The sequence below is a fragment of the Lactobacillus sp. ESL0225 genome (genome assembly GCF_003692905.1).
GTDB classification, from domain to species: domain Bacteria; phylum Bacillota; class Bacilli; order Lactobacillales; family Lactobacillaceae; genus Lactobacillus; species Lactobacillus bombicola.
The window spans coordinates 279,576-304,331 of record NZ_REHK01000010.1 but is presented as its reverse complement, the minus strand read 5'-3'; the positions used below and the strand labels follow the sequence as shown (position 1 = coordinate 304,331).

Sequence of the window (24,756 nt, the reverse complement as noted above, 5' to 3'; positions counted from 1 at the left end):
AATGAAGAAAATTATAGTAGCTGGTGCTACCGGATCAATGGGGCAGCAAGTAGTGAAATTGATTGAAAATCAGTCTGACTGTGAATTGGTAGCTGTTTTAGCGCCAAGCATGGCGAGTAACTCAAATTTTAAGCAGTCAGTTAAATGTTATAAAAGTTTAAGTGATATTAATAACCTGATAGCTGATATTTGGATAGACTTTACGACCCCAGTGGCGGTCTTTGAAAATACTAAATTTGCGATTGAGCATCAGATACGTCCACTGATTGGTACTAGTGGCTTGACGACAGAGCAGATTACGCAATTGCGAAAAAGGGCGCAGGAACAAAAAATTGGTGGTCTGATTGCGCCTAACTTTGGCTTATCTGCTGTATTGTTAATGAAATTTGCCCAAGAAGCTGCTCGTTATTTTCCCGATGCAGAAGTGATAGAAATGCATCATGCTGATAAATTAGACGCACCCTCGGCAACGGCAATTGCTACAGCGCGTTTGATTGCTGCTAACCAAGAGCAAGCAATTGACCAAAATAGCAGCAATGAGTCAAGGGCAAGAGGGGAAAATTATGCTGGGATTCCGATACATTCAGTTCGCCTGCCAGGCTATGTTGCGCATGAACAAGTATTATTTGGTGGATTAGGCGAAGCCCTTACGCTTAGACAAGATTCTTTTGACCGGTCTTCTTTTATGTCAGGGGTGAAGCTAGCTTTGGAACATATTATGGAATTACCAGAATTAGTGGTTGGTTTAGAAAAAATATTATAAATAGAAGGAGAAAAAATGCCTCAATTAGCTGCTGATTTAGCTGAAATTATTAATACGCCACTTGAAAAAATTCCCCCGTCGGGTATTCGCGCATTTGCCCAAAAGATTAATGATATTCCTGATTTAATTAAGTTAACTTTAGGTGAACCAGATTTAGATACACCTGAACATGTTAAACAAGCGGCAATTAAAAGTATTATTACTAACGATTCCCATTATTCAGCGCAAAAAGGTACATTAGAGTTGCGGCAAGCGATTAGTAATTACCTAAAGCGCAAACAGAACTTAATTTATGATTGTAATAGTGAAATTATTGTCACTGTTGGTGCTACCGAAGCAATAGCAGCTAGTATGCTATCTTTATTTCAACCAGGAGATGAAATTATTGTTCCTACGCCATCATATGCACTATATTTTCCCTTAATTAAATATACTAAGGCTCATTTAATACCGATTAATACAGCGACTAGTGATTTTGTTTTAACTCCTAGTCTTTTAGAACAGACTTTACAACAATATCCACAGGCTAAAGCGATTTTATTGAATTACCCAACTAATCCAACTGGAAGGACATATTCAAAGGAACAATTAAAAGGCTTAGCAAAAATCATTGCCCGTTACCATCTTTATGTGATTGCTGATGAAATTTATAGTGAACTGACTTATGATTTTCAACATGTTTCTATTGCTCGCTATTTGCCTGAACGTACTTTAATAATTAATGGTCTGTCTAAATCACATGCAATGACTGGCTATCGGATTGGCTATCTAGCAGGGCCTAAAAAAATAATTAATTTAGTTGCTAAAATGCATGCCTTTATGGTAACTGCACCGTCTAATCCAGCCCAAGCAGCAGCAACTGAAGCCTTAGAACATGGCGATCAGGATCCGGTAATAGCAAGAGAAATTTATCGCCACAGGCGTGACTACGTGCGATCAAGTCTTAATAAAATGGGCTTAAAAACAATAGCTAATGAAGGTACGTTTTATGTTTTTGTGAAAATTCCTGAGCGGTACGGCAAAGATGATTTAAGATTTGCCTTGGACTTAGCTGATCAAGCTAAAGTTGGTGGTACTCCTGGTAGTGCTTTTGGCGTTGGAGGTCAAGGGTACATTCGCTTTTCTTATGCAGCTAGTGAGACTGAGTTACAACTTGCGATGTTACGTATCCAAAATTTTTTAGTTAAGGAGAATTAGAATGAAAGAGTATGTAGTGGCAATTCTGGGGGCTACTGGTGCCGTTGGCCAACGCTTGATCAAAGAATTAGCTCAAGCAAATATCCCAATTAAACAAGTTAAGTTACTTGCTTCGAAAAAGTCGGTTGGTAAAAGGCTAAAATTTAAGAACCAAGAAATAGTAGTGGAGCAGGCGCAACCAGATTCTTTTACTGGCGTTGACATAGTTTTATCATCTGCTGGTGGAGCAATTTCGAAAAAATTATTACCCGAAGCAGTCAAACGGGGAGCAGTTTGTGTAGATAATACTAGTGCTTTTCGGATGGCAGAAAACGTCCCGTTAGTAATTCCAGGTGTCAATGACCAGCAATTAGCCCAGCATCAAGGAATTGTTGCCAATCCTAACTGCTCTACTATTCAAATGGTTGCTGCATTATATCCGCTTCATAGATGTTGGGGTATCAAGCAGATTGTAGTTTCAACCTATCAAGCAGTATCAGGAGCAGGTAAAAAAGCTTGGGATGAAATGCTGGGGCAGGCCCAAGCTAGGCTAGACAATCAGCAGGTGGCAGCGGCTATTTTACCTACTCCAGCAGCTAAGAAGCACTATCCGTTAGCTTTTAATCTTTTGCCCCAAATCGATATTTTTGAAGCTGATGGCTATACTCATGAAGAATGGAAAATGATTCATGAAACTAAAAAAATTTTGTTTAATGACCAAGATTCGAATCAAATTAAAGTAACGGCTACTTGTGTTCGAGTTCCAGTAGAAATTGGTCATGGCGAGGCGGTTTATTTTATACTGCAAGATAAACAGGTGACGGTTAAGGAAATCCAAGCTGAAATTCAAAAAACAGCTGGGCTAATTTTACAGGATGATTTTAAAAAACAACTTTATCCGCAACCATTGCAGATTGCAGGTAAGAGGGAGACCTTCGTTGGTCGGATTCGAGCAGATCAGGAAAACTTGGGTGCTTTTCATATGTGGGTCGTAGCCGACAATTTATTAAGAGGAGCTGCGACTAATACAGTTGAAATCGCGGAATGTTTAGTACGTAAAAATTTAGTAAGAGTCCCTAATATATAGCTAAAAATGGTATTAAAAAAGCGTTCATTTTTAAAATGAATGCTTTTTTAATTACTTATGTAGCCATTCAGTGATTAATTTTTTATACTCACTAACTTTTAAAGAACTTGCGGTTCCGGTATCTGCAGCATTAAAAACATCGACATATCCCTTACCGTTTGGAATCATATGCGCCATGCCCATGATACAATGATTCTTGTTCACTAAGTTTAAATAATGCCCTGACTCTTTATAACCATTAGCGCCATAAACGGCATATCCATATTTATTGTTCTTCCAGTTAGGAGAAAATTCGTAAGGTGCTAAGCTTGGTGTTTTAGTGACATTTGCTTTCCAATTAGCTTGTTCACTTAGCCATTTTTTGACGGGATCAGTTCCACTAGCTAAGTTTTCTAAATTATTCGTATATTCATAATATTGTGGTTCAGTTAAGGTGCCACGCTTTTGATAATCTGCATCAATCATTGAAAGTGCGGTTAAAATGGGCGAAATTCTTAATTGTTTTTCTTTAAGCTGAGCGCGTACTTTATTAACATTGCTCAAATTTTTAAGGGTAGCCTGAATGTTACTAATGCTGGTAGCATCTTTTGCGCTATTCAAGTCAACGTAAGCTTTAAACCAAACAGGAGCTGATTTATTACCTAATTTACCAGTTCTGAGCAGAGTAGCAGCTGTTTTAGCAGCTGCTTTTTGGGCGGCAGTCAGTGAATTATTAGTAGAAAGAAAGTCCATAAAGGTAGCAGCATTGTTATTTTGCTTTGGCTTTTTATTAGGTGTTTTATTTTTCTTTGACTTAGAAGGGGTAGTTTTATTCGATTGCTTATTAGTTTTTGAATCGTCAAAATATTTACCATATGAAGGTTTTAATATATCAAATATCTTCTTAATTTGCTCATCAGTTATATATTTATTTTCTTTTTTGGCTACATTTGCCTTGACGTCACTTTTGGTAGCTGCAGTTACTTTCGGGGTAAAGCCAACTAATCCAATTGTTAATAAAAAAATAAAATTAACAGCTAAAAATTCTAAAGCTTTTTTTGTAGTTTTCATATCTGTCAAATCTTTCTATACTTAAACTTGTTGTGTATATTTTAGCAAATGAATTTAATGAAAACAATAACATATATAAGTATAATTTTGGCAGGGTGGTTTTATTGCTACGTTGTTATTTATAGATTTTAATTAAAAACTGCAAAAAAAATCTCAGTACTGACTACCTAACAATACTGAGATAAATATTATTTTAACGGAATTTTTTTTATATTACCACATTAAAATAAAAGTTTATCAAAAAAATATTTTGAGAGTTATTTATCGCCATTTAAAATTGTATTTTTTACAATAACGTAATCGACTAATCTAATGGAATTAAGATTGTTGCCACCTGCATAAGAAATCGCGGACTGTAAATCTTCTTGCATTTCCTTCAAGGTATTAGTAATTGATTCGCGAAACGGAACTAGCATTTGCTTACCTTCAACGTTACGATAAGCGCCCTTTTGAACTTCAGAAGCTGATCCCCAATATTGTTTGTATGTTTTACCATTAATTTTAATAACATTGCCCGGTGATTCTTCATGACCAGCAAGCATTGAACCAATCATGACCATTGTTGCGCCAAAGCGGATTGATTTGGCAATATCACCATTATAACGAATACCGCCGTCAGCAATGATTGGCTTGCTGGCAACTTTACTACACATTCTAAGCGCTGCTAGTTGCCAACCGCCAGTTCCAAATCCAGTCTTTAGTTTGGTGATACAGGCTCGACCAGGTCCAACGCCAACTTTGGTGGCATCAGCACCAGCATTTTCTAGTTCACGTACAGCTTCAGGCGTGGCAATATTACCAGCAGTCAAAAAGGTATCTGGTAATTTGGCTTTAATGTACTTAATCATTTCAATTACAAAATTAGAATGTCCATGTGCGACATCGATAGTAATGTATTCAGGGATAATATCTTTTTCAGCTAATTGATCAATAAAAGAATATTCTTCTTTTTTGATACCCACGGAAATAGATGCAAATAAGCCCATGTGATGCATCATTTCAATAAAGCTAAGCCGCTTTTCTGGTTGAAAGCGATGCATTACATAATAGTAGTTATTTTTAGCGAGCCAGATTGCTAAATCTTCATTAATCACACTTTCCATATTTGCTGGAACCACTGGTATTTTAAATGTTCGGTTTCCAAATTTAACACTAGTATCAGCATCGTGACGACTTTTGATGATTCCTTTATTTGGTACTAACTGAATATCATCATAATCAAAGGCTTCCATGCCAAAATAATTACTCATAAAAAATATGCTCCTAAATAAATATCTATTAACCAAAGCAACTATAATAAATTTATTTAATTTTGTCAATTAAAAATCGAACTATTTATAATTAACAATCTATAATAATTCGTGTTTATATTTGACTATCATAAAGTAAATTGCTAAACTATTCATGTTATATTGGTATATTTTTGTATGAGGTGGATAAAAATGACAGCAATTGCAGTAGTTGGTAGTCAATGGGGCGATGAAGGAAAAGGGAAAATTACGGATTTTCTAAGTAAAGAAGCTTCATATGCAGTTCGTTCCAATGGTGGCAATAATGCAGGGCATACAATCGAAATTAATGATAAGTCTTTTAAAATGCGTTTACTCCCGTCCGGAATTTTTGCAGCAGATAAAGGAGCCATTATTGGTAATGGGGTAGTTATTAATCCAGAAGTTTTATTAGCAGAATTAGAAAATTTAACTGAAAATGGCATTGATACTGGTAAACTGCGAATTTCTAACCGTGCACATGTCATTATGCCCTATCATATTAAGCAAGATGAATACCAAGAAGAATCAAAAGGAGCCAATAAAATTGGTACAACTAAAAATGGAATTGGTCCAGCCTATATGGATAAGGCTTCTAGAATTGGAATTCGCGTCTGTGATTTACTTGAAAAAGCTACTTTTGCCACAAAATTAAGTGCTAATTTAAAGGAAAAGAACGCCTTATTTACGCAAATTTATCACAAGCCAGAACTTAACTTTGATGATATTTTTGCTACTTATTATGAATATGGACAAAAAATTAAAAAATATGTAACTGACACCTCAGTTTTAGTCAATCAAGCACTTGATCAAAATGAAAAAGTCCTTTTTGAAGGAGCACAAGGAATTATGCTTGATCTTGATGAAGGGACCTATCCTTTTGTAACATCTTCAAATACAATTTCAGGTGGTTTAACTAGTGGCATTGGTGTTGGTGCTAATCGTTTAGATACCGTAATTGGTGTATGTAAGGCTTACACTACAAGAGTCGGAGCCGGTCCATTTCCTACCGAATTATTTGACCAGACTGGTGATCGCATTCGCGAAACGGCGCATGAATATGGTACAGTTACTGGTCGACCACGCCGTATTGGCTGGTTTGATGCAGTTGCCTTGCGTCATGCAAAGCGAGTTGCGGGCATTAATGCCTTAAGTTTGAACTTATTAGATATTTTTAGTGACTTTGATAAAGTTAAGATTGCTATTGCATATGAATTGGACGGCAAGCAAATTGACTATTATCCAGCAAGCTTAAAAGAACTGGCGCGCTGCAAGCCAGTTTATGAAGAGCTACCAGCATGGCAAGAAGATATTACCAACGTCAAAACTTGGCAAGATTTGCCAGAAAATGCCCAAAAATTTTTGCAACGGATAACAGAAGTGGTGGGGGTTCCTTTAGTAACAGTCTCGGTCGGACCAGAGCGGGAACAAACTATTGTTTTACAAAATCCTTGGGAAAAATAAATTATGTTAGAACGTTATACACGCCCAGAAATGGGTAAAATTTGGTCAACTAAAAACAAGTATGCAGCCTGGTTAAAGGTAGAAATTGCTGCTACTAATGCATGGAGTGAAGTTGGTACGATACCTAAAAATGAGGCAACTAAAATTGCTCAAAATGCTAATTTTACTGTTGAACGAGTGCATGAATTGGAACAAGTTACTCATCATGATGTGGTTGCCTTTACGCGGGCAGTTTCCGAGAGTCTTGGACCAGAAAAAAAGTGGGTCCATTATGGGCTGACCTCTACTGATGTAGTAGATACGGCTCAAGGTTACCTTTTAAAACAAGCTGATGAATTGATCCGGCAAGATTTACTACTGTTACGGCAAACAATTGCCCAAAAAGCTATTAAATATAAAAATACAGTTGAAATGGGACGGACTCACGGGGTTCAGGCTGAGCCGACAACTTTTGGTTTAAAATTAGCACGGTGGTATGCTGAAATTAACCGAGATATTGAACGTTTTGAACATGCTGCCCATGGCGTTGAATCGGGGAAAATTTCTGGTGCAGTTGGTACTTTTGCTAATGTTTTACCTGCGGTTGAGACCAGTGTTTTAAAACAGTTAGATTTGACGCAGCAACCAATTACAAGCCAAATTTTACCACGTGACTTACATGCAGAATATATTGCAACGTTGGCCTTGATTGCAACTAGTATTGAAAATTGGGCCACGGAAATACGCGGTTTACAAAGATCAGAAATTCATGAAGTTGAAGAACATTTTCGTGCTGGTCAAAAGGGGTCTTCGGCAATGCCACATAAACGTAATCCGATTGGTTCAGAAAATCTATGTGGGATGGCTCGAGTTTTAAGAGGGCAAATGCTTACTGCTTACGAAGATGTTGCTCTTTGGCATGAACGTGATATCTCCCATTCTAGTGCTGAGCGAATTATTTTACCTGATGCAACAAGTGGCATTGACTATATGCTAACTAGATTCAATCGTATCTTAACTAACCTGGATGTTTTTCCCAACACTATGCGTCAGAATATGGATAAAACTTATGGCTTGATATATTCTCAAAGATTATTACTTAAATTAATTGATGAAGCAGGATTATCACGTGAAACAGCTTATGACATGGTGCAAAGATTGACGGCTAAGTCTTGGGATAAAGGTCTTTCATTTAAAAAGCTAGTTGAAGATAGTCAAATTATGAATTATCTTTCACAAGAAGACGTGAACGATGCGTTTGATTATCATTATCATTTACGTCATGTCGATGAAATTTTTCAAAAGCTGGGACTGGATAAATAGTAATTAACTAAACAAGTACCTTAACTTAGTTTATTTGCTGTAGCTATTAGACGATAACTAAAAATATTAAATGGATTCCTAAATTATTAAATTTAGGAATCCATTTTTGTATAAGTATTTATTATTTCATTAATTTTAGGAAAAAATAAGTGCAACGTGTCAAAAATTTCCAATTAAAATAGCAATTGAGAATTTTTCTTTATTAGGTATGCCTGAGTATGGCAAAGAATTAGAACGATTTTTTAAAAAACAAAATGGTTAATTATTAGCTGGTTATCTTTCTTAGCAGGATCTTTTCAATTACTTGTGAAAAAATTCTAACTATGATATTTACTTATTAAAATTGACCGCTTACTTAGATAAAGGAACCACTTGCACCATGTTGCTGGCTTTTACGTTTAAATTAGGGTTTAATTAAAATTACCAATTGAGAGGCAGGTGAGAGTTTTGAAAGTTAAAATTGATTTGAATGCGGATACTGCTGAAACAATGGTTACTATTCAGGCACCAGAATTAACAGCCGAAGTAGAAGAAATCTATCGGCAACTGCAAGAACTAAGCGAACGACCCAATCAACTAGAATGTTACAAAAATGAGCTGACATACTATTTAAATTTAGATGATATTCTCTTTTTGGAAACGGAAGGTCGTCAAGTAGTTGCGCATACAAAAGGTAATTCTTTTAGCGTTAATTATAAATTATATGAATTAGAGAAATTGCTTAGCTGGCAGTTTATGCGTGTTTCTAAATCGACTATTTTAAATTTAAAACAGGTTTATGCATTGACTAGATCAATTTCTAATTGCCAAGTACATTTTCGAGATTCTTACAAAGTTGTTTACGTTTCGCGCCGTTATTATCATAATTTGAGTGATAAATTAAATGAGAGAAGGTCCTTATCATGAGAAAACAAAAGATTAAAGAAATTTTGTGGGGCATTGGTTTAGTGGCAGCAGCCGTTTTCTTAATTCTTAATCAATTACAGCTTTTATCTTTTCATTTAGGCTTGGCCACTATTTTTTGGACAGTAATTTTTGCAGTAAGCTTAATCAATAGCCTCGTTAATCATAATTTGTTTGGTACAGTATTTTCAGTCGCCTTTTTATTGATTGTTTATGCTGAACCACTACACATCACTAGTATTGTTCCGTGGACGTTACTTTTAGCAACTTGTTTAGTGTATGCGGGATTACATTTGATTTTTGCAAAAAGCTGGCATCACTATCACACATCTTATTTTTTCAATAAGCGTCAAAGCAGAGGTTGGACGGAGGGCGAATTCACCTCTACCAAAAGTGATTTTGGTGATGACAACAGTGAAAATGATGAACGTCATATCGTGATTAACCAAAAATTATCGGAAATTTCGCGCTACGTTCATTCACAAAACTTAGAAACGGTCACTATTAATTCAACAATGGGTACAACTAGTGTTTATCTAGATTCTGCTAAACCGGCTGGCGATACGGTGATAATTAATGTCAATGCTTTAATGAGTGAGGTTGCAATCTACTTGCCATTGTCATGGCAACTTAAGGACAATTTAGCTACTATTTTGGGTGAAGTAGAAATTAATGGTACAGCAAAAGGCAATGGTCCAACGGTAATTCTGCGAGGATCAAGTAGATTTGTCTCAATTTCGATTAATTATATTTAAAAGAGCCGTAACAATGCACCTAGCCGTATTAAAAACCTCCTAGTATTGAAAAAATTTGAAGCAAAGTAAAGACTACTCTTATGAAGTATATTTAAAGAAGTAAAAAAGACAGTACTGAAGATAGTACTGCCTTTTTTGAAGTTAGCTAAGACTTTAAATAACGAGGAAGAAGCTAACTGTTCTTATTGTCGCTGCCAATTGGTGGTAAGCATTGCTGCAACCGTTTTTTTAATATCTTTACTTTGGGAAATCATTGAAATGACCGCTGCGCCAGCTACATTAGTTTGGGCAATTGCTGGTAAATCTGTAACCTTAATGCCACCAATTGCAACGATTGGTCTACGAGTGCGCTTGACTAGTTTAGCTAAACCAGTAAGACCTATTTCTGGATCAGCATCGTCTTTTGATTGTGTGGTAAAAATTGGACCACTGCCATAATAATCAATGCCAGCAATAAGGTCGCCTTTGGCAATTTCTGTCATAGTAGAACACGAGTAGCCCACAATCATCTGGCCGGCTACTTCATTTATTACCTGGGCAATATCTTCATCATCTTGACCAACATGGATTCCTTCAGCGTGAACTTTTTTGGCTAAAGCAACATCGTCATCGATAAAAAATGGCACATCATATTTTTGACAAAGCTGATGTAGTTCTTCAGCCATTGATAAGCGGTCACTTTGTTTCAAAGTTGATTTAGGACCCTTATCACGGAATTGATAAGCAGTAATGCCAGCTTTGAGAGCTTCTTCTACTAATTCTGGTAGACTTTTGTTTGCGGGCAGGTCTTGTGTTCCACAGACAAAATATGCGGTTAACTGTGTGGAATCAAATTTTTGCATAATTTCTCCTAGTTTATTTTTACCCAATGATTAAGTGGTCCGTGACCATGGCCAACTTGGATGGTTTCTGCGATAGCTTTGGCTACGTATTGTTTACCAAGTTTAATTGCAGCACTTAAAGTTTGACCGTGAGCGAGCTGAGCTGTAATTGTTGCAGCTAAAGTGTCACCGGTGCCATGAGTTCTTTTGGTGTGGATACGTGGACTGCTAATCCAAAAATCGGTACCATCGGCTAAGAGGGCATAGTCGCGTACTAGTTCATTTTCAGCATGACCACCTTTGATTAGAATATTTTTCACACCCATCTCTTGTAAGGCATGAGCTAATGCGGGATACTGTTTTTCGCTGCTTGCCTTAATTCCCGTCAGTACTTCAGCTTCGGGCAAGTTGGGTGTTACTAAATCTGCAAGTGGTAAAAGTTCCTCTTTGACAGTTTTAACAGCATCCTTACTTAGCAGGGGTGCACCGCCTTTAGCTACCATTACGGGATCAATTGTAATGGGACCAAAATCATACTTTTTTAGGTTAAGAGCAACTTGATGCACGTGAGCTGCATCGCCAAGCATTCCTGTTTTGCAGGCACGGATCTTAAAATCAGCGGCAAGTGAAGTAAATTGTGCGTCAATTAGTTCTAATGGTATTAAAAAAGAGTCTTGTACACCAAGGGTATTTTGTGCGGTAACAGCTACCACCACTGCTGTACCAAAAACTTTTTGCATTTGAAAAGTCTTAAGATCGGCCATAATACCAGCACCACCACCAGAATCGGTTCCAGCGATTGTTAATACTTGGGGGAAAGAATTAATTTTTTCAGTCATAAAAAGCCGTCCTTTAGTCAAATTTTGCTATTTTTTCAATATCGGCAACTTGAACTTTAGCCAAGTAGTCTATCAGATGCATACCGAACGTGCCAGGGCCAATTTTTGGATGGTCTTTAGCTAGTAATTCGCCAGTAGCTGCAAATACCAAGGTGGCAGTTTGAGCTGCTTCAAATGGATCAGCCCCAACTGATGCAAAAGCTGCCACAATACTAGATAGTACATCACCTGAGCCAACATGGGCTTGAAATAGCGGGGTGCCGTTGTAAACATGTGCAATCTTCTTGCCATTGCTGATTGTGTCTGTTGCACCACTAGCAATAACAACACAGTCCAATTTTTGAGCCGTTTTTTGGGTGATTTGGTCAAGATTACCTGAACCCGAACCGGCATCAATTCCTCGGGCATTCCATTCAAAACCCCCTAAAGCTGCAATTTCGCCAGCATTACCACGGATTATGCTAACTGGAAATCTGTGGAGGAGGTCCTGCGCTGTTTGCAGACGATAATTAACCGCTCCTACAGCGACAGGGTCAAATACGATAGGCTTTTTATCTTGGGTAGCTAAAGCGCCTATTTTTTTCATTTGGGCAATTTGCAACTGGGTTAAGGTGCCGAGATTAAGGGTAACGCTTGAAGCCATCTTAACCATTTCTTCGGCTTCGGCAATTTCCTTACTCATAATTGGTGAAGCACCAATAGCATTTAAACTATTAGCAACATCTTGAACGGTGACAAAATTAGCAGCATTTAAAACAACCGGATTTTTTTCTCGTAATTCATTGAGAATATTTAACTTCATTTCAACCTCCAACAATTGCACTAGCCTACTTGCGTAAATAAAAAGCTTTGACACTATCATGTGTCAAAGCTTAACGGTTATTGACACGTTCCTACGCAAGAATTAGCTTACAGGTTCAAAGGGTCTAGAACGTAGTTCCATCTCAGCCGCGATGGGGGCTCCCCTCGTGTTATCGCTTTCTATTATAATGATTTTTTCTGTTTAATACAATTAAAAATAGGCATAAAATAAGAATAAAATTAATAAAGTAGAAAAGAGGCAAATTAATGAGTTTCACGCAGCAATTGCATCAAGTAGTACAAAATATATGGCAAAAAAGTCTGGTGCATCCTTTCATTACAGAATTACAAAGTGGCCAACTACCGTTAACAAAATTTCGGTTTTATTTACTGCAGGATCGATATTATTTAGTTGAATTTAGTAAGTTCCATCATCTATTAGCTGAACAAGCAGGTAATCCGCAAATCAAACAATTTTTATTGCAGAGTGAAGCAGATCTTAAGGCTTGCGAATGGTCTGTCCGCAGTGATTTTTTTACGGAATTAAAAATTACTCCAATGGAAATTAGACAAACAGCGGTTGCGCCTACGGCGTATAATTATGTCAATCATATGTATCTGACACTCGAACGTGATGGCTTTGCCCCAGCAATCGCTGCAATTGTTCCTTGTTATTGGTTGTATCAAGAAATTGGGCAAAAATTAGCTGAAGTTGGCTCACCCGTAGCACTCTATCAAACATGGATAGATACTTATGATAGTGACTGGTATAAGGTCAATGTGACACATATTTTGCAATTAATAAATATTTTGGCTAGTCAAGCCACCGCAACTGATCGTCAAATGATGCAAACAGCTTTTATTCGCAGTAGCTACTACGAATTACAGTTTTGGCAAATGGCTTACGCAAAAGAGCAGTGGAAATAAAATATGTGCATTATTTATAATAAATTTTGGCAACTCGTTCAATTAAATTAGTTCCATATTCAAATCCATCAGCTGAAATCTCTAGTGATTTTTGAGTATAGTTTTGTTTAAAGCTTAATTTTTTATTATTATCTAACCAAACAATATGACTAATTTTTTGATTATTTGGCCAATTATTAAAAACAAGTTGACGAGCTTTTTCACCGCCTAAAATAACATTACTATTACCAATATTACCAAGATTATCAACGAAGAGATAACGACCTTTGATAAAATCATGAATGTTTGATGTTGAAGGATATGTTGGGTATTCATAATTAGCAGTACCGTAAATTGCTTCGTGATTTATTTTCATCCAATGACTTACAATTTCAAGTAATGATTGGCAATGAACATTCAATGAACCATCAAATTCTGGTCCAACATTAATTAATAAATTTGCGCCAACTTTGCGTGTATGGCATATTTGTTCAATTAATTGCTTAGCTGAGATATAGTTGAGATCATTTTTAGCATTTCCCCAGTGTTTATTTAGAGTTAATGATGTTTCTGCCGCTAAATAACGATTATCTTGAACATGGTGAACTATTTTTGGATTACCGCGTTCAAAAGTTATGACATCAACTTTTTTCCCTTCACTTTGCCCTTGCTTTTCTAGTCCGGTATTATTGATAATAATTGCCTGTGGCTGTAATTTTCTGATTTCTTGATATAATGTTTCTTCTTGCCAATTTGCTTGTGGTTTATTCCAATTACCATCAAACCAGAAACCACCGATTTGTCCATAGTTAGTACAAATCAGCCTGATTAATTTACGTAATTCTATTAAATACTCACTGAAGTTTTCATGATATTTAGTATTATTCCAGTCATATGTAGCGTAATAAATAAATGGTGCTATACCTTGTTTATGGCATTCATCAGTAAAAATTTTAATAATATCTTTTTTAAATGGGGTGTGGACACAATCAAAAGAATTAATACCTTTTGTATCGAATAAGTAGAAACCATCATGATGTTTAGCTGTCAGTACAATATATTTAAAACCAGCTTTTTTTGCTAATTTAACTAAATCTGTAATATTTTTTTCAATTGGTTTAAATTCTTGAAATGCAGATTGATAATTTTTGATTTTTAGGATATTTTGAGACCATTCACCTTGAGAGAATTTCGAATATAGTCCCCAATGAATAAATAACCCAATTCCCATTTTTTCAAAATTTTTAATTTTGGTTTCTATATGCATTATTTTTCCTTTAGTCAACTTAAATTATTAAACTACAGGATAGTTTACTTATTTACAAGTTCCTGTTTTAGTTTGATTAATTCTAAATTGGTTTTAATTAATTCTGTTGCAAAATCAAGGAAACTTTCAGCCGTAATCATTTGGTCTTCTGCATGCATGTATAAAGGATCTATTTTGTTTTCACCTGTTTTAGCAAAAGACGATAAAACTTTAAAGTGAGCTTCTTGAGCCTGTTTTAACTCATTTTTAGCTAAATCTAATAAAGGTTGTGGATTTTCATCGCTATGTCGCGATTTAGTAATTGCTTCCATAATATTAGATTTTGCCTGTCCCGAGTGACTAATAATTTCAAAACTAATTTCTTCTAAATTTTCCATAAATTACTTCCTGATTCTTTAATAACTGTCAATATCAACAAATTTAAATTTATCCCATGGTTTGATAAAGTCGATAAATTGTAAGTCACGAGTTAATATATGTGCAACTACATTTTTTAAATGATCCTGATTATTCATTTCTTGTTTTACAATATTTAATTCGCCTTTGTACTGTTTAAAGTCATTATTTCCAATCGTAATCATACCGCGCCGCAACTTATCGACTGGATTATTAATTGGTAAATCATATTGGTTATATTTTAGTTTGACAAAAGTAGAACGTATGGCATAACTGTTAATATCCCCACGATTAAAATGTAGGTTATTTAACACAATTTCTTTTTCCAATTCAGTTGCTGTTGAACTAAATTTAATAAAAAATTGGGGAATATTTGAATCTAATTTTGCTATTTTTTCTAATTCAGCATCACTTGCAAATGAATTACCTATAATAATATCATCAATTAATTGAGTATTAATTAAGTACTGTGCCTGTTGTTCAATTGGTAAGTCTCTATGAATTTCCAAAGTTGGTAATCCAGCATTGTAGGGATGAGGACCAATTTCAGCTGTTGGTGAGGAAATAAAAGCAGCTGTGCGTATTCCTAAATCATGATATTTTTTAGTTGTATGTAAGAAATATTTCGTGTCCAATCCGGTATAACGTTGTGGGTAAAAATTATGACAGCCAATAATTCTTTTTTTAACAGGGCTATAACTTATAATATTTGCTAAATTACCTGTGTCATTACTAATATTTACTTCTATTGTTAGCTTTTCGGGATTGTAAGTCATGACTGATTCAGGCATGCCATCAAAGTTTGAATCTAGTCGAACTATATCAGCACCTAATTCTTTAAAAAAAGAAAGGTCATTGTAGCTGACATTTAATTGGTCGAATAGCCCTGGATTAACATCTAAGCTAACCCACATTTTCTGTTTTTTAGCATGAGATAAAACTATTTTAAATCGATTTAGAATTTCACTGCAATCACCAGTCAATTCTAGTAGACTAGTAAAAATACGCTTGTATCCTAAAGTAGCAGCGCGATCAATATAATGAATGCAATCATCAACGTTACTTTTATTTGGGTAAACCGAGATTCCCTTCATTAATTTTCTCCTTGTTCTAATTTTAATTGATTATTGTCAAACATTTTAAAGAAGGGATAATAGATGACTAGTGAAATTAAAATATTAATAATACATAGAACGATTGCCCGCCAGTCAAATCCTGTAGCCATCCATGCACCGATTGGTCCAGGTAAAGTCCATGGTGCAACTGCAGTAGTATAAGCAACTAAGTGAAGTTTCATTGCTACATAGGTTACAGCTGCCATTGCTGTAGGTGCTAAAACAAATGGAATTGCAAAATAGGGATTCATAATAATAGGGATGCCAAATATTAGGGGCTCATTAATATTAAAAATTGAAGGAACAATGGTCACTGCCCCCATTGTTTTACTAAATTTTGATTTACCAAATAAAAGTAAGAGTATGGCTAATGACAGTGTTGCCCCTGCTCCGCCAACCCAGACAAACCACTGGAAAAATTGTTCAGTCATAAAGTGTACTGGCGCCTGGTTATGAGCAACTGCAGTTACGTTAGCATTAAGGTTCGCATACCAATATGGATAAAGAATCGGTGTAGCGATAACCATTCCGTGTACACCAAAAAGCCAAATTAAAGTTATCAAAAGAACCGGAACAATGGCTGATAAGAAAGTATCCCGACCAAAATAGCCAATTGGGGAAAAGATCCAAGTCAAAATGCCATTGATATCTAATTTAAAGATTTCTTTGAGAACAAATGAAATAACTATGATTACAATGCCTGGGAATAGTGCACTAAAGGATTTTCCCACAGCTGCTGGTACACCATCTGGCATGGTAATCACTAAATTTTTTTCATTAAAAAAGCGGACAATTTCAACAGTAAAAATTGCGCAAAGTATAGCAGTAAATAACCCTTGTGCGCCCATGTTTGCAATTGATACATAAGTACCTGGAGCTATTCCACCCTTAGGCTTATCCAAAACAAGAGGTTGAATTGCTAGGATGAAAAAGGACATTTCAGCCAGTACTCCAGTAGAGATTGGATCAATTTTATAGTATTTAGATAAATGTGCTGTAATAGAAAAAACACAATAAATAGCCATCAAATTAATTGAGTAGTACATTGGTACTGACAAAATTGAGGAATATGGTTGAATGAAAGTTTTCCAGGAATCAATAGGTAAGTTAAGTAGTATTGTAAAAAATGAACCAATGATTGAAACAGGAATGATGACGGACATACCGTCTCTAATAGCAGTCAAATAACGATTATTTGCTATACTTCCCATTTTTTCTGAAATAGAATCAAAATTCATTATTCTGTCTCCTTAGCAATTAAATCATATAATTTACCTACTCTCGCAGGGTTATACATGGTCATAGGAATTAGAATGAATTTGGTATGATGGCGCTCTGCCTCTGCTTCAAAATCCTTCTTTTTAAAAGATACTTGTGGAGCCAGTAGTATAAATTGATAATCTGTACTATTTAAGTTATCAGTAACTTTGTCAATACTAGTTTCTTGAACATTCCATTTTTGATTGTGTTTAGCTGCCTCTTTGGTTAAAGTAGTTGCAAGAAGTGATGAGCTCATTCCGCCACCACAAGCTAATAAAATATTCATAATTTTTCCTCCTTTTAAATAAAATGAATCGTTTCAAATTACAATCAAATTATAAGCGCTTGCTTCTATAAAAGCAAGCGCTTTCTAAGTGTGTCTAAAAAAATTGTTACAATAAACTATTTGATAGTCCTTATTAGTAGTCAGGCTTTCTAGACGGTTTATTAATAACTTACCCGCTGTTACCCCTATTTTTTCAACTGGTTGTTCGATTGAATTTACATCTGGATAAAAGATGTCATTAACAAAAAAATGATCATAGACTAGGAATTCAATTTTTGGTTGCTTCTTAATTTTGAGATAAGCTTTCATAGCTCCTAAAGACATATAGTAATTAATAATAAATATTGCGTCTAAGTTAACCGTGTTTATTAGTTGAGTAAAGCCTTCGTAGCCTGACTGAATTGTATAATCTCCTTGCCAAATATATTCAGATTTAATTGTTATACCATTTTGTTTTAACGCACTCTCGTATCCTCTTTGCCTTTTTTGTGAAATATAATTTTTGGGTGATCCAGCAATGATACCAATATTCTTATAACCCTTGTTAATCAGGTAGTTTACGCCAGTCTTAGAAGAATCATAATTATTAACTACAACTACATCGGAATTAATTCCTTGAATTGGAGCATCAATAGCAACAATTGGAATATTATTTTCAACAACCTTTTGAAGCATGGGAGTAGAGTGGTCTTGATGAAAAACTATTATTGCATCAATAGAGCGGTTGAGTAGAAAATCTATTTTTTGCTCAAAACGTTCTTTATCATCATGATAGTCACAAACAATAATACTATAACCAAATTTTTCAACATAAGTTTCGATTGCAGAAACAATCGACATTGAGAAAAAATCAGTTAACTGATTTATTACAATACCAATTGACATTGTTTTATTTTTTTTAAGGCCACTAGCAATGATGTTTTGATGATAATTTAATTGCTTCATTGCTTTCTTTATTCGTTTAGAAGTGCTCTCTCGCTGCTGTTTGCCATTTAAGTAATTTGAAACAGACCCAATTGAGACTCCTGCTAAAGCTGCAACATCTTTTATTGTAGACATTATAAATCCTTCTTTGGAGATACATAATAAAAATACCCGAATATTTAAATGCAGGTATTATTTTAATATACAGAATTTTTTAAAATTAAACTTTATTTTAACTTATTGAGCCGCAAGTCGTTTTTCATGCCGAGCCAAAATCATATCAACAATTGCTTGGGCGACATTAAGGTTTTTTAATAATGGTCCATGAGAATAAGTACCAATAAAGTTATGATAACGTAGCCCTTCGACTTTATCTTGGGGGTTATTACCATAACCTTCAATCATTTTGCCTAAAGGATGCAGTTTTTCTTTATCATCAAAATATGTTTGTCCTGAATGGTTTTCAAAGGCACTAACTTCACCCCAGTCGCTCAGATACCTAGTATCACCAATCATTCGCTTATCTGACTTAAAAACGGTGTGGAAGGGTAAGATATCTAGTCCTTTAATTGTAATGCCAGAATTAGTTTTGTAATAAGTACCAACTAATTGATAGCCCCCACAAACACCTAACATTGGGCCGTCACTATTGATATAGTTGGTTAAAGTATCTTTATGACGTGGTAAGTCTTTGGCAACTACAGTTTGTTCAAAATCTTGGCCACCACCAAAAAAAACAAAGTCATAGTCAAAAGCGTCAAAGTTATCGTTTAAAGAAATATTATCTATTTGAGTTGTATAATTTTGTTTTTTTAGTAAATAGCGAATAATTTTGACATCACCAGAATCACCATAGGTATTCATTAGGTCTTCGTATAAGTATGCAATTTTAATTGATTTATCTGCCATTTTATCTCTACCTCTATTCTTTGGTTAAAGTATATCCTAAAGGTAAAGCGTGAGCAAAAGATAATTATTCAATATCTTCTTGGGCAGCGAAATGATTAATTGGACCATATTTTGAGCCAACTTCAATTGGATGAGCGATTGCTTCATAAGTAAAATCTTTAGCAATTTTAACACTGTCAATAATTGACATTTTTTTGGCAAGTTCAGCAGCAATAACTGCTGATAGGGTATCGCCTGTGCCGTTAATTCGTTCAGTATTAATAAACGGTTTAGTAAATTCATAAACCTGACCGTCAGCAGCCAGCAGTAGATCGGTTACTTGGGTTTGGTAAGGACTATCGTGGCGCCCCTTCATTAAAACATTCTTCGCTCCCATTGCTTGTAACATTTTTGCCCCCATCAGCACTTCTTCTTTTGAATCCAAAGAAAGCCCTGTTAATTTTTGTTGTTCATAAAAATTAGGTGTAATGATATCAGCAAGTGGTAGTAGTTCATCTAAGAAAGCTTGGTAAGCGTCATCGTCAAGCAGGGTATTGCCATGTTTAGTCATAATAACAGGATCAATGACAATCTTACCCATATCATATTTACGCAAGTTAGCTGCAACGCAAGTAATAATTTCTTTATTAGCCAGCATTCCAGTTTTAAGAGCTGAAATTGCAAAGTCATCATTTAGAACATCAAATTGCTTTTGAATAAATGAAATGGGCATTACTTCTTGGGCGTAGATTCCCGTGGTGTTTCCAGCAACAGCGGCAGTTAAAAGCCCCATACCATATACTTTTCGGGCATAAAATGAATGTAAATCTGCAGTCATTCCAGCACTACCATCACTATCATTCCCTGCAATTGTCAGAGTAATAATTTCTTTTTTCATTATTATGTAATCCTCTTTTAAATAAAAGTTTTATGTTCACAGTATAACTTAAAAAATAAGGACAATGCTATAATTATTTCTTGTAAAAGCAAGGTGGGGTAGTAAAATTATGATGAACCGCTTTCTTATAGAAAGGACAATTTATGGCGAAAAATTACATTATGGCAATTGATGAAGGAACAACCTCAACGCGGGCAATGATTATTGACCATCAAGGTCGAAAAGTTGCTTCTTCACAAAAGGAATTTCCGCAATATTTTCCACAACCAGGTTGGGTTGAGCACAAAGCAGAGGAAATCTGGCATGCAGTTCAAACTACAATTGCTAATGCGATTATTAATTCAGGAATTCGTCCAGAACAGATTAAAGGTATTGGCATTACTAATCAAAGAGAAACAACGGTAATTTGGGATAAAAAGACTGGTAAACCAATTTATAATGCAATTGTGTGGCAATCTCGTCAGACAACTAAGTTGGCTGAAAAATTGAAAAATGCTGGGTATAGCAAATTAATCCATAAAAAAACCGGTCTAATTATTGATCCGTATTTTAGTGCTACCAAAATTCGTTGGATTTTAGATAATGTTGCAGGTGCACAGCAAAAAGCGGAACAGGGTGACTTGCTTTTTGGGACGATTGACAGTTGGTTGTTGTGGAAATTAACGGACGGTGCAGTTCATGTGACCGACTATACGAATGCTTCCAGAACAATGTTATTTAATATCCATGATTTAAAATGGGATGAAGATATACTTGAATTGTTAAATATTCCTAAAAAAATGTTGCCAGAGGTTAAATCTAATTCTGAAATATATGGTTACACTAATTCGTATACTTTTTTTGGTGGCAAAGTACCAATTTGTGGTATTGCTGGTGACCAGCAGGCGGCTCTTTTTGGTCAATTGGCTTTGAAAAAAGGAATGGTAAAAAACACTTATGGAACTGGTTCATTCATTGTAATGAATACTGGTGAAGAACCGACTGAATCGGATAATAATTTATTGACGACTATTGCTTATGGACTTAATGGTCAAATTAACTATGCTCTTGAAGGCTCTATTTTCGTTTCAGGGAGTGCTATTCAATGGTTGCGCGATTCAATGAAAATGGTTAAAACAGCAGCTGAATCTGAAACAGCAGCTAAGTTATCCAAATCTGAAAATGAAGTTTATGTTGTGCCAGCATTTACTGGCTTAGGTGCTCCATATTGGGATTCGGCAGCCCGTGGGGCAGTTTTTGGGGTTACACGTGGAACAAATCGTAATGATTTTATTAAGGCCACACTGCAGTCATTAGCCTATCAAACCCGTGATGTAGTTGATACAATGCAGATAGATTCAGGAATCAAAATTCCAACTTTACGTGTAGATGGAGGCGCATCAAATAATGATTATCTTCTACAATTTCAAGCTGATTTATTAGGAATTAAAATTGAACGTGCTCAAACATTAGAAACAACTGCTTTAGGCGCAGCCTTTTTAGCAGGGCTGGCAGTAGGATATTGGAAAGATCTTGATGAATTAAAAGATATATTTGTTGTGGGCAAAACTTTTGAATGTCAAATGGTAGAGGAAGAACGCAATCGCTTGTATCAAGGATGGAAAAGGGCGGTTAAAGCTACGCAAGTTTTTGCTCATGGTGAAGAAGCATTGAACAAGTAGGAAAGAGTGAGTAAGTTGGCACACAAACGAATCATTAAATTAGATGGACCACTAAATTTTAGAGATATTGGTGGCTATCAAAATGAAAATGGACAAACAGTTAAATGGAATAAAATTTATCGCTCAGATTCGCTCAGCTTTTTAAGCGCAAGTGATCAAAAAAAATTAGCCCAATTGCGGATTACTACTGATTGTGATTTGCGTTCGCAATACGAAAAAAATGCTGCGCCAGATATTTTATGGGCAAATGTCAAGTTGATTGATATCCCTGTATATGCTGAAGTCGGGGCCGATAAATCAAAGGAACATTATAATTCTCAGTTTTTGGGTCAACTACTCAGTCTAAATAACAATTTTATGGGTCGAATTTACCAGCAAACTTTACTTAATGCACATAGTCAGACGATGTTTGCTAAAGTATTTGCTGAACTTTTAACCTTACCCGAAGAGGAAGCCTTAGTATATCATTGCAGTGCTGGTAAAGATCGAACCGGTATGGTGTCAGTCTTAGTGTTAATGGCTTTGGGAATTGCGGATGACACAATTGCCCGCGATTATCTGTTAACTAACCAGCTTTACGATTTCGCGGTTTCGCGTCAGCTGCCCAGTAATGATGAGATTTCCCAAATGGTCGCTAAGATGAATGTAACTAAGGGGGAAGGAATTGCAATTAAAGGCATTACCGAAACCATTCGTCAGGGCTGGGGTGACTTTGCTACCTTTTTCAAAAAAGAATTAGGCTTTAGTATCATGGATTACCAGCAGTTACGAAAAATGTATTTAGTATAGAGTTAGTTTTAATATAAAAAAACTTCTAATTATAAATTAGTGAAGTATACTGCAATTAAAACCAAATCTTGCTTAGCGCTGCAATTATGATTAATAAGAACAGAATTGTTAAGCAAATAATAATTGTGCTTAATGTCCTAGTATTTTGAAAAAAACTAGGCTGTGTAATTAAGCTAGTTTGTTTTTGAGGGGCAATTGTTTTATGACCTTTATCAGTTACTAGGGTTATTTTTCTTGTTTGCTTAGATTCCTGCTTTCCGGTAAGTTCTGCTGCCAATAGATTCTTGCTAGTCGCCTTTGCTTTGCCGATTAGTTCTCCTTGAGCCACTGTACGGTGAGCACCATAACCATATTTAGAAGTATTGAAATCAGAACAAGTAATTAGGGTAAGTAGTCGCTTTTTTTGTACATTATTTTCTACTTCGACTTGGGTGGGTTTAATAGTAAAAGATATGTTTTGAATACGATAAGCATAAATATGATGTAAGTCGGTCACGTAGACTATGTCGCCCGCTTTAGCGAGGTGTAAGTTGTCTAAAACAGCTCCACCATAAGTTCCCATATAGTGCCCAGCCAGAACGTAATTATTCTGTCCCCCCATAATTCGCTCAGGTAGACAAGTTACTACGCCATAAGCTAAATTTTGATTATGACTACCATAGCCTGCAAATAAAGGGGTATGGATGTTAACGGCCGGTATTGCAATTTGGCCAATGGCATATGCTTTTTTGTGTCTAGAAGTAAGTAAACGCTTAGTAGTAATTGATTCAGTCTTACTAGCATCATAAGTTGTTTTATGTTGTTTATTTTGATCTGCTTTTTTAGCTGTTAGCTTGGAACTGGCCTGTTCAGCATTTAATTGAACCAAGTATGAGTTTCCTAAACCAGAACCAAAAAAGATTAGAGCAACTCCTGAATAAAATAGTAGCCCACTAACTAATAAGCGGATGGAGGCCCATAGTTTATTTTTAGCTGAATAATTTTGCTTTTTTTTAGTCATATAATTATCCTTTTTTAAAAAATAAATTTCTTTGCATGTACTTTATATTAAAATAGATACTTTGACAAACTACAAGACTATAAGTAATTGTAATGCCAAAAATCCAAACTTTAAATAACAAATAATTGTTGAAATCGCTTTAACAATGATGTATAATCTTTTAAGTAAATAAGTGTGTTACTGATTCGATCAGGCATTAACCTATGAACAACAAGTTTTTCATGCTGCTCATAGGTTTTTTTATTGAAGTAGGAGTAAGCTGAGTGAAATTTATTAAAAATTTTAACAACAATGCTGCTTTAGTGTCAGATGAATTTGATGTTGATTGGGTAGTAATTGGTAATGGAATTGGTTTTGGCAAAAAGCCGGGCGATTTTGTTGATGAACAAAAAATAACGCGACGTTTTGTTGCTGTTGAAAAGAACATTAAAATGATTGATAGTGTTAAAGATATCGATTCGCGGACTTTGGCACTAACTACTGATGTTATCAATTTAGTATCAATCAAATTAAAAGTAAAATTTTCTGATTACCAATATTTAGTTTTAGCTGATCACATTGATTTTATGCTTAAAAGGACAGACGAAGGCTTTACTTTGGGTCCGGATACGCTCAGCTGGGAAATAAGGAAACTTTTTCCTAAAGAATATACTGTTGCAAAAGAGGCTTTAGCTTTAATTGAACAAAAAACTAACTCTTCTTTTCCTAAATCAGAAGTAGCCTATCTTGCTTATCACTTTATTAATGCCAGTTCTAAGCAGACGAGACTCCAAGATACTGTCAAAATTACTAAACTAATTAGTGGCGTAGTTGAAATAATTGAGTATCAATATGGTATGCAATTAGATACGGAGTCTTTCAATTTTAATCGCTTTATGACCCATTTACGTTCGTTTATGGTGCGTCACCTTTATCAAATTAATGATGAAGATAATGGTAGTGAATTAGATCAGTCTCTATTAGAATTGATGAAGGTAAAGTACAAAAAGTCATACGAAACAGTTTTGAAAATTGGCACTTATTTACTTAAACAGGCCGGTTGGAAATTACAACCTGATGATGAAGTTTATTTAACACTCCATGTTTGGCGGGTAACGCATCGACAAGGAGACAGTAAAGCTAAGGAATCAGAGTAAT

At 35.4% G+C, this 24,756-nt stretch carries 25 protein-coding genes and 1 riboswitch; of the genes, 11 read left to right on the top strand and 14 right to left on the bottom strand.

From position 1 onward, the window contains the following. Position 1 precedes the first annotated feature (1 nt). The 3 genes from dapB to F5ESL0225_RS07465 are packed head-to-tail and all read left to right on the top strand — an operon-like array spanning position 2 to position 3,026. Positions 2-763: a 4-hydroxy-tetrahydrodipicolinate reductase gene (gene dapB / locus F5ESL0225_RS07475; protein WP_122048174.1), complete on the top strand. Its 762-nt coding sequence runs from the start codon at positions 2-4 to the stop codon at positions 761-763. Between the two features lie 15 nt (positions 764-778). Next, positions 779-1,960 (top strand): aminotransferase class I/II-fold pyridoxal phosphate-dependent enzyme, encoded by a 1,182-nt coding sequence (locus F5ESL0225_RS07470; RefSeq protein ID WP_122025019.1) that lies wholly within the window; start codon positions 779-781, stop codon positions 1,958-1,960. Between the two features lies 1 nt (position 1,961). Next, positions 1,962-3,026 (top strand): aspartate-semialdehyde dehydrogenase, encoded by a 1,065-nt coding sequence (locus F5ESL0225_RS07465; RefSeq protein WP_122022319.1) that lies wholly within the window; start codon positions 1,962-1,964, stop codon positions 3,024-3,026. Positions 3,027-3,077: 51 nt separating this feature from the next. Here F5ESL0225_RS07465 and F5ESL0225_RS08460 read toward each other — a convergent pair whose 3' ends face one another. Continuing rightward, on the bottom strand, positions 3,078-4,076 hold the full coding sequence (locus F5ESL0225_RS08460; RefSeq protein WP_233554107.1) for a CAP domain-containing protein: 999 nt from the start codon (positions 4,074-4,076) through the stop codon (positions 3,078-3,080). Between the two features lie 257 nt (positions 4,077-4,333). Then, entirely contained in the window at positions 4,334-5,326 is a 993-nt protein-coding gene (locus tag F5ESL0225_RS07455) for a GMP reductase (RefSeq protein WP_122048173.1), read from the bottom strand. Between the two features lie 192 nt (positions 5,327-5,518). Here F5ESL0225_RS07455 and F5ESL0225_RS07450 point away from each other — a divergent pair, with 192 nt between their 5' ends. From F5ESL0225_RS07450 to F5ESL0225_RS07435, 4 genes are all read left to right on the top strand, one after another. Next, positions 5,519-6,808: an adenylosuccinate synthase gene (locus F5ESL0225_RS07450; protein ID WP_122048172.1), complete on the top strand. Its 1,290-nt coding sequence runs from the start codon at positions 5,519-5,521 to the stop codon at positions 6,806-6,808. Between the two features lie 3 nt (positions 6,809-6,811). Beyond that, positions 6,812-8,110 (top strand): adenylosuccinate lyase, encoded by a 1,299-nt coding sequence (gene purB / locus F5ESL0225_RS07445; RefSeq protein ID WP_122048171.1) that lies wholly within the window; start codon positions 6,812-6,814, stop codon positions 8,108-8,110. A gap of 447 nt (positions 8,111-8,557) precedes the next feature. Beyond that, positions 8,558-9,016, top strand: coding sequence for a LytTR family DNA-binding domain-containing protein (locus F5ESL0225_RS07440; RefSeq protein WP_090092622.1), 459 nt, complete (start codon positions 8,558-8,560; stop codon positions 9,014-9,016). Next, entirely contained in the window at positions 9,013-9,768 is a 756-nt protein-coding gene (locus F5ESL0225_RS07435) for a hypothetical protein (RefSeq protein WP_122022308.1), read from the top strand. Before F5ESL0225_RS07440 ends, F5ESL0225_RS07435 begins: the two co-directional genes overlap by 4 nt. A gap of 182 nt (positions 9,769-9,950) precedes the next feature. Here the strand turns inward: F5ESL0225_RS07435 and thiE are convergent, their stop codons facing one another. From thiE to thiM, 3 genes are read right to left on the bottom strand one after another with little or no spacing between them, the layout of a single operon-like run. Continuing rightward, positions 9,951-10,613, bottom strand: coding sequence for a thiamine phosphate synthase (gene thiE / locus F5ESL0225_RS07430; RefSeq protein WP_122022394.1), 663 nt, complete (start codon positions 10,611-10,613; stop codon positions 9,951-9,953). A 5-nt stretch (positions 10,614-10,618) separates the two neighbouring features. Beyond that, positions 10,619-11,428, bottom strand: coding sequence for a bifunctional hydroxymethylpyrimidine kinase/phosphomethylpyrimidine kinase (thiD, locus tag F5ESL0225_RS07425; RefSeq protein WP_122048170.1), 810 nt, complete (start codon positions 11,426-11,428; stop codon positions 10,619-10,621). A gap of 13 nt (positions 11,429-11,441) precedes the next feature. Further along, a complete protein-coding gene (gene thiM, locus F5ESL0225_RS07420; RefSeq protein ID WP_122022306.1) occupies positions 11,442-12,230 on the bottom strand; it encodes a hydroxyethylthiazole kinase in 789 nt (262 codons plus the stop codon). 71 nt (positions 12,231-12,301) lie between these two features. Continuing rightward, a riboswitch (TPP riboswitch) is annotated at positions 12,302-12,405 on the bottom strand. Between the two features lie 91 nt (positions 12,406-12,496). On the opposite strand from thiM, the gene tenA reads away from it, so the two are divergent. Then, the gene (gene tenA / locus F5ESL0225_RS07415) at positions 12,497-13,156 is read left to right on the top strand and encodes a thiaminase II (protein ID WP_122048169.1); all 660 of its coding nucleotides are present in this window, start codon (positions 12,497-12,499) and stop codon (positions 13,154-13,156) included. 10 nt (positions 13,157-13,166) lie between these two features. On the opposite strand, the gene F5ESL0225_RS07410 is transcribed toward tenA, so the two are convergent. From F5ESL0225_RS07410 to thiD (F5ESL0225_RS07375), 8 genes are all read right to left on the bottom strand, one after another. Further along, positions 13,167-14,402 (bottom strand): alpha-L-fucosidase, encoded by a 1,236-nt coding sequence (locus tag F5ESL0225_RS07410; protein ID WP_122048168.1) that lies wholly within the window; start codon positions 14,400-14,402, stop codon positions 13,167-13,169. A gap of 44 nt (positions 14,403-14,446) precedes the next feature. Next, positions 14,447-14,779: a PTS lactose/cellobiose transporter subunit IIA gene (locus F5ESL0225_RS07405; RefSeq protein WP_122022303.1), complete on the bottom strand. Its 333-nt coding sequence runs from the start codon at positions 14,777-14,779 to the stop codon at positions 14,447-14,449. Between the two features lie 18 nt (positions 14,780-14,797). After that, entirely contained in the window at positions 14,798-15,892 is a 1,095-nt protein-coding gene (locus tag F5ESL0225_RS07400) for a DUF871 domain-containing protein (protein ID WP_122022302.1), read from the bottom strand. Next, positions 15,892-17,151 carry a PTS sugar transporter subunit IIC gene (locus F5ESL0225_RS07395; protein ID WP_122022301.1) on the bottom strand — a complete coding sequence of 420 codons (1,260 nt, stop codon included), beginning with the start codon at positions 17,149-17,151 and terminating at the stop codon, positions 15,892-15,894. The genes F5ESL0225_RS07400 and F5ESL0225_RS07395 overlap by 1 nt, the downstream gene beginning before the upstream one ends. Next, on the bottom strand, positions 17,151-17,459 hold the full coding sequence (locus F5ESL0225_RS07390; RefSeq protein ID WP_122022300.1) for a PTS sugar transporter subunit IIB: 309 nt from the start codon (positions 17,457-17,459) through the stop codon (positions 17,151-17,153). Before F5ESL0225_RS07390 ends, F5ESL0225_RS07395 begins: the two co-directional genes overlap by 1 nt. Before the next feature lie 84 nt (positions 17,460-17,543). After that, the gene (locus F5ESL0225_RS07385) at positions 17,544-18,518 is read right to left on the bottom strand and encodes a LacI family DNA-binding transcriptional regulator (RefSeq protein WP_122048167.1); all 975 of its coding nucleotides are present in this window, start codon (positions 18,516-18,518) and stop codon (positions 17,544-17,546) included. A gap of 102 nt (positions 18,519-18,620) precedes the next feature. Beyond that, positions 18,621-19,292 (bottom strand): type 1 glutamine amidotransferase, encoded by a 672-nt coding sequence (locus F5ESL0225_RS07380; RefSeq protein ID WP_122022298.1) that lies wholly within the window; start codon positions 19,290-19,292, stop codon positions 18,621-18,623. A gap of 64 nt (positions 19,293-19,356) precedes the next feature. Further along, the gene (thiD, locus tag F5ESL0225_RS07375; RefSeq protein ID WP_369931604.1) at positions 19,357-20,169 is read right to left on the bottom strand and encodes a bifunctional hydroxymethylpyrimidine kinase/phosphomethylpyrimidine kinase; all 813 of its coding nucleotides are present in this window, start codon (positions 20,167-20,169) and stop codon (positions 19,357-19,359) included. Between the two features lie 143 nt (positions 20,170-20,312). Here thiD (F5ESL0225_RS07375) and glpK point away from each other — a divergent pair, with 143 nt between their 5' ends. Together glpK and F5ESL0225_RS07365 are read left to right on the top strand one after the other, a co-directional pair. Then, the gene (gene glpK, locus F5ESL0225_RS07370) at positions 20,313-21,830 is read left to right on the top strand and encodes a glycerol kinase GlpK (RefSeq protein ID WP_122048166.1); all 1,518 of its coding nucleotides are present in this window, start codon (positions 20,313-20,315) and stop codon (positions 21,828-21,830) included. Between the two features lie 15 nt (positions 21,831-21,845). Then, positions 21,846-22,619, top strand: coding sequence for a tyrosine-protein phosphatase (locus F5ESL0225_RS07365; protein WP_122048215.1), 774 nt, complete (start codon positions 21,846-21,848; stop codon positions 22,617-22,619). Between the two features lie 55 nt (positions 22,620-22,674). Here the strand turns inward: F5ESL0225_RS07365 and F5ESL0225_RS07360 are convergent, their stop codons facing one another. After that, a complete protein-coding gene (locus F5ESL0225_RS07360) occupies positions 22,675-23,619 on the bottom strand; it encodes a class A sortase (RefSeq protein ID WP_122022294.1) in 945 nt (314 codons plus the stop codon). A 263-nt stretch (positions 23,620-23,882) separates the two neighbouring features. Here F5ESL0225_RS07360 and F5ESL0225_RS07355 point away from each other — a divergent pair, with 263 nt between their 5' ends. Continuing rightward, positions 23,883-24,755 (top strand): PRD domain-containing protein, encoded by an 873-nt coding sequence (locus tag F5ESL0225_RS07355; protein WP_090092606.1) that lies wholly within the window; start codon positions 23,883-23,885, stop codon positions 24,753-24,755. Position 24,756: the final 1 nt, after the last annotated feature.

What these genes read in the sequence shown, in the direction of transcription:
- dapB (WP_122048174.1), top strand. Translation starts at nt 2, where the DNA reads ATGAAGAAAATTATAGTAGCTGGTGCTACCGGATCAATGGGGCAGCAA.
- F5ESL0225_RS07470 (WP_122025019.1), top strand. Translation starts at nt 779, where the DNA reads ATGCCTCAATTAGCTGCTGATTTAGCTGAAATTATTAATACGCCACTT.
- F5ESL0225_RS07465 (WP_122022319.1), top strand. Translation starts at nt 1,962, where the DNA reads ATGAAAGAGTATGTAGTGGCAATTCTGGGGGCTACTGGTGCCGTTGGC.
- F5ESL0225_RS08460 (WP_233554107.1), bottom strand. Translation starts at nt 4,076, where the DNA reads ATGAAAACTACAAAAAAAGCTTTAGAATTTTTAGCTGTTAATTTTATT.
- F5ESL0225_RS07455 (WP_122048173.1), bottom strand. Translation starts at nt 5,326, where the DNA reads ATGAGTAATTATTTTGGCATGGAAGCCTTTGATTATGATGATATTCAG.
- F5ESL0225_RS07450 (WP_122048172.1), top strand. Translation starts at nt 5,519, where the DNA reads ATGACAGCAATTGCAGTAGTTGGTAGTCAATGGGGCGATGAAGGAAAA.
- purB (WP_122048171.1), top strand. Translation starts at nt 6,812, where the DNA reads ATGTTAGAACGTTATACACGCCCAGAAATGGGTAAAATTTGGTCAACT.
- F5ESL0225_RS07435 (WP_122022308.1), top strand. Translation starts at nt 9,013, where the DNA reads ATGAGAAAACAAAAGATTAAAGAAATTTTGTGGGGCATTGGTTTAGTG.
- thiD (WP_122048170.1), bottom strand. Translation starts at nt 11,428, where the DNA reads ATGACTGAAAAAATTAATTCTTTCCCCCAAGTATTAACAATCGCTGGA.
- thiM (WP_122022306.1), bottom strand. Translation starts at nt 12,230, where the DNA reads ATGAAGTTAAATATTCTCAATGAATTACGAGAAAAAAATCCGGTTGTT.
- tenA (WP_122048169.1), top strand. Translation starts at nt 12,497, where the DNA reads ATGAGTTTCACGCAGCAATTGCATCAAGTAGTACAAAATATATGGCAA.
- F5ESL0225_RS07410 (WP_122048168.1), bottom strand. Translation starts at nt 14,402, where the DNA reads ATGCATATAGAAACCAAAATTAAAAATTTTGAAAAAATGGGAATTGGG.
- F5ESL0225_RS07405 (WP_122022303.1), bottom strand. Translation starts at nt 14,779, where the DNA reads ATGGAAAATTTAGAAGAAATTAGTTTTGAAATTATTAGTCACTCGGGA.
- F5ESL0225_RS07400 (WP_122022302.1), bottom strand. Translation starts at nt 15,892, where the DNA reads ATGAAGGGAATCTCGGTTTACCCAAATAAAAGTAACGTTGATGATTGC.
- F5ESL0225_RS07395 (WP_122022301.1), bottom strand. Translation starts at nt 17,151, where the DNA reads ATGAATTTTGATTCTATTTCAGAAAAAATGGGAAGTATAGCAAATAAT.
- F5ESL0225_RS07390 (WP_122022300.1), bottom strand. Translation starts at nt 17,459, where the DNA reads ATGAATATTTTATTAGCTTGTGGTGGCGGAATGAGCTCATCACTTCTT.
- F5ESL0225_RS07385 (WP_122048167.1), bottom strand. Translation starts at nt 18,518, where the DNA reads ATGTCTACAATAAAAGATGTTGCAGCTTTAGCAGGAGTCTCAATTGGG.
- F5ESL0225_RS07380 (WP_122022298.1), bottom strand. Translation starts at nt 19,292, where the DNA reads ATGGCAGATAAATCAATTAAAATTGCATACTTATACGAAGACCTAATG.
- thiD (WP_369931604.1), bottom strand. Translation starts at nt 20,169, where the DNA reads ATGAAAAAAGAAATTATTACTCTGACAATTGCAGGGAATGATAGTGAT.
- glpK (WP_122048166.1), top strand. Translation starts at nt 20,313, where the DNA reads ATGGCGAAAAATTACATTATGGCAATTGATGAAGGAACAACCTCAACG.
- F5ESL0225_RS07360 (WP_122022294.1), bottom strand. Translation starts at nt 23,619, where the DNA reads ATGACTAAAAAAAAGCAAAATTATTCAGCTAAAAATAAACTATGGGCC.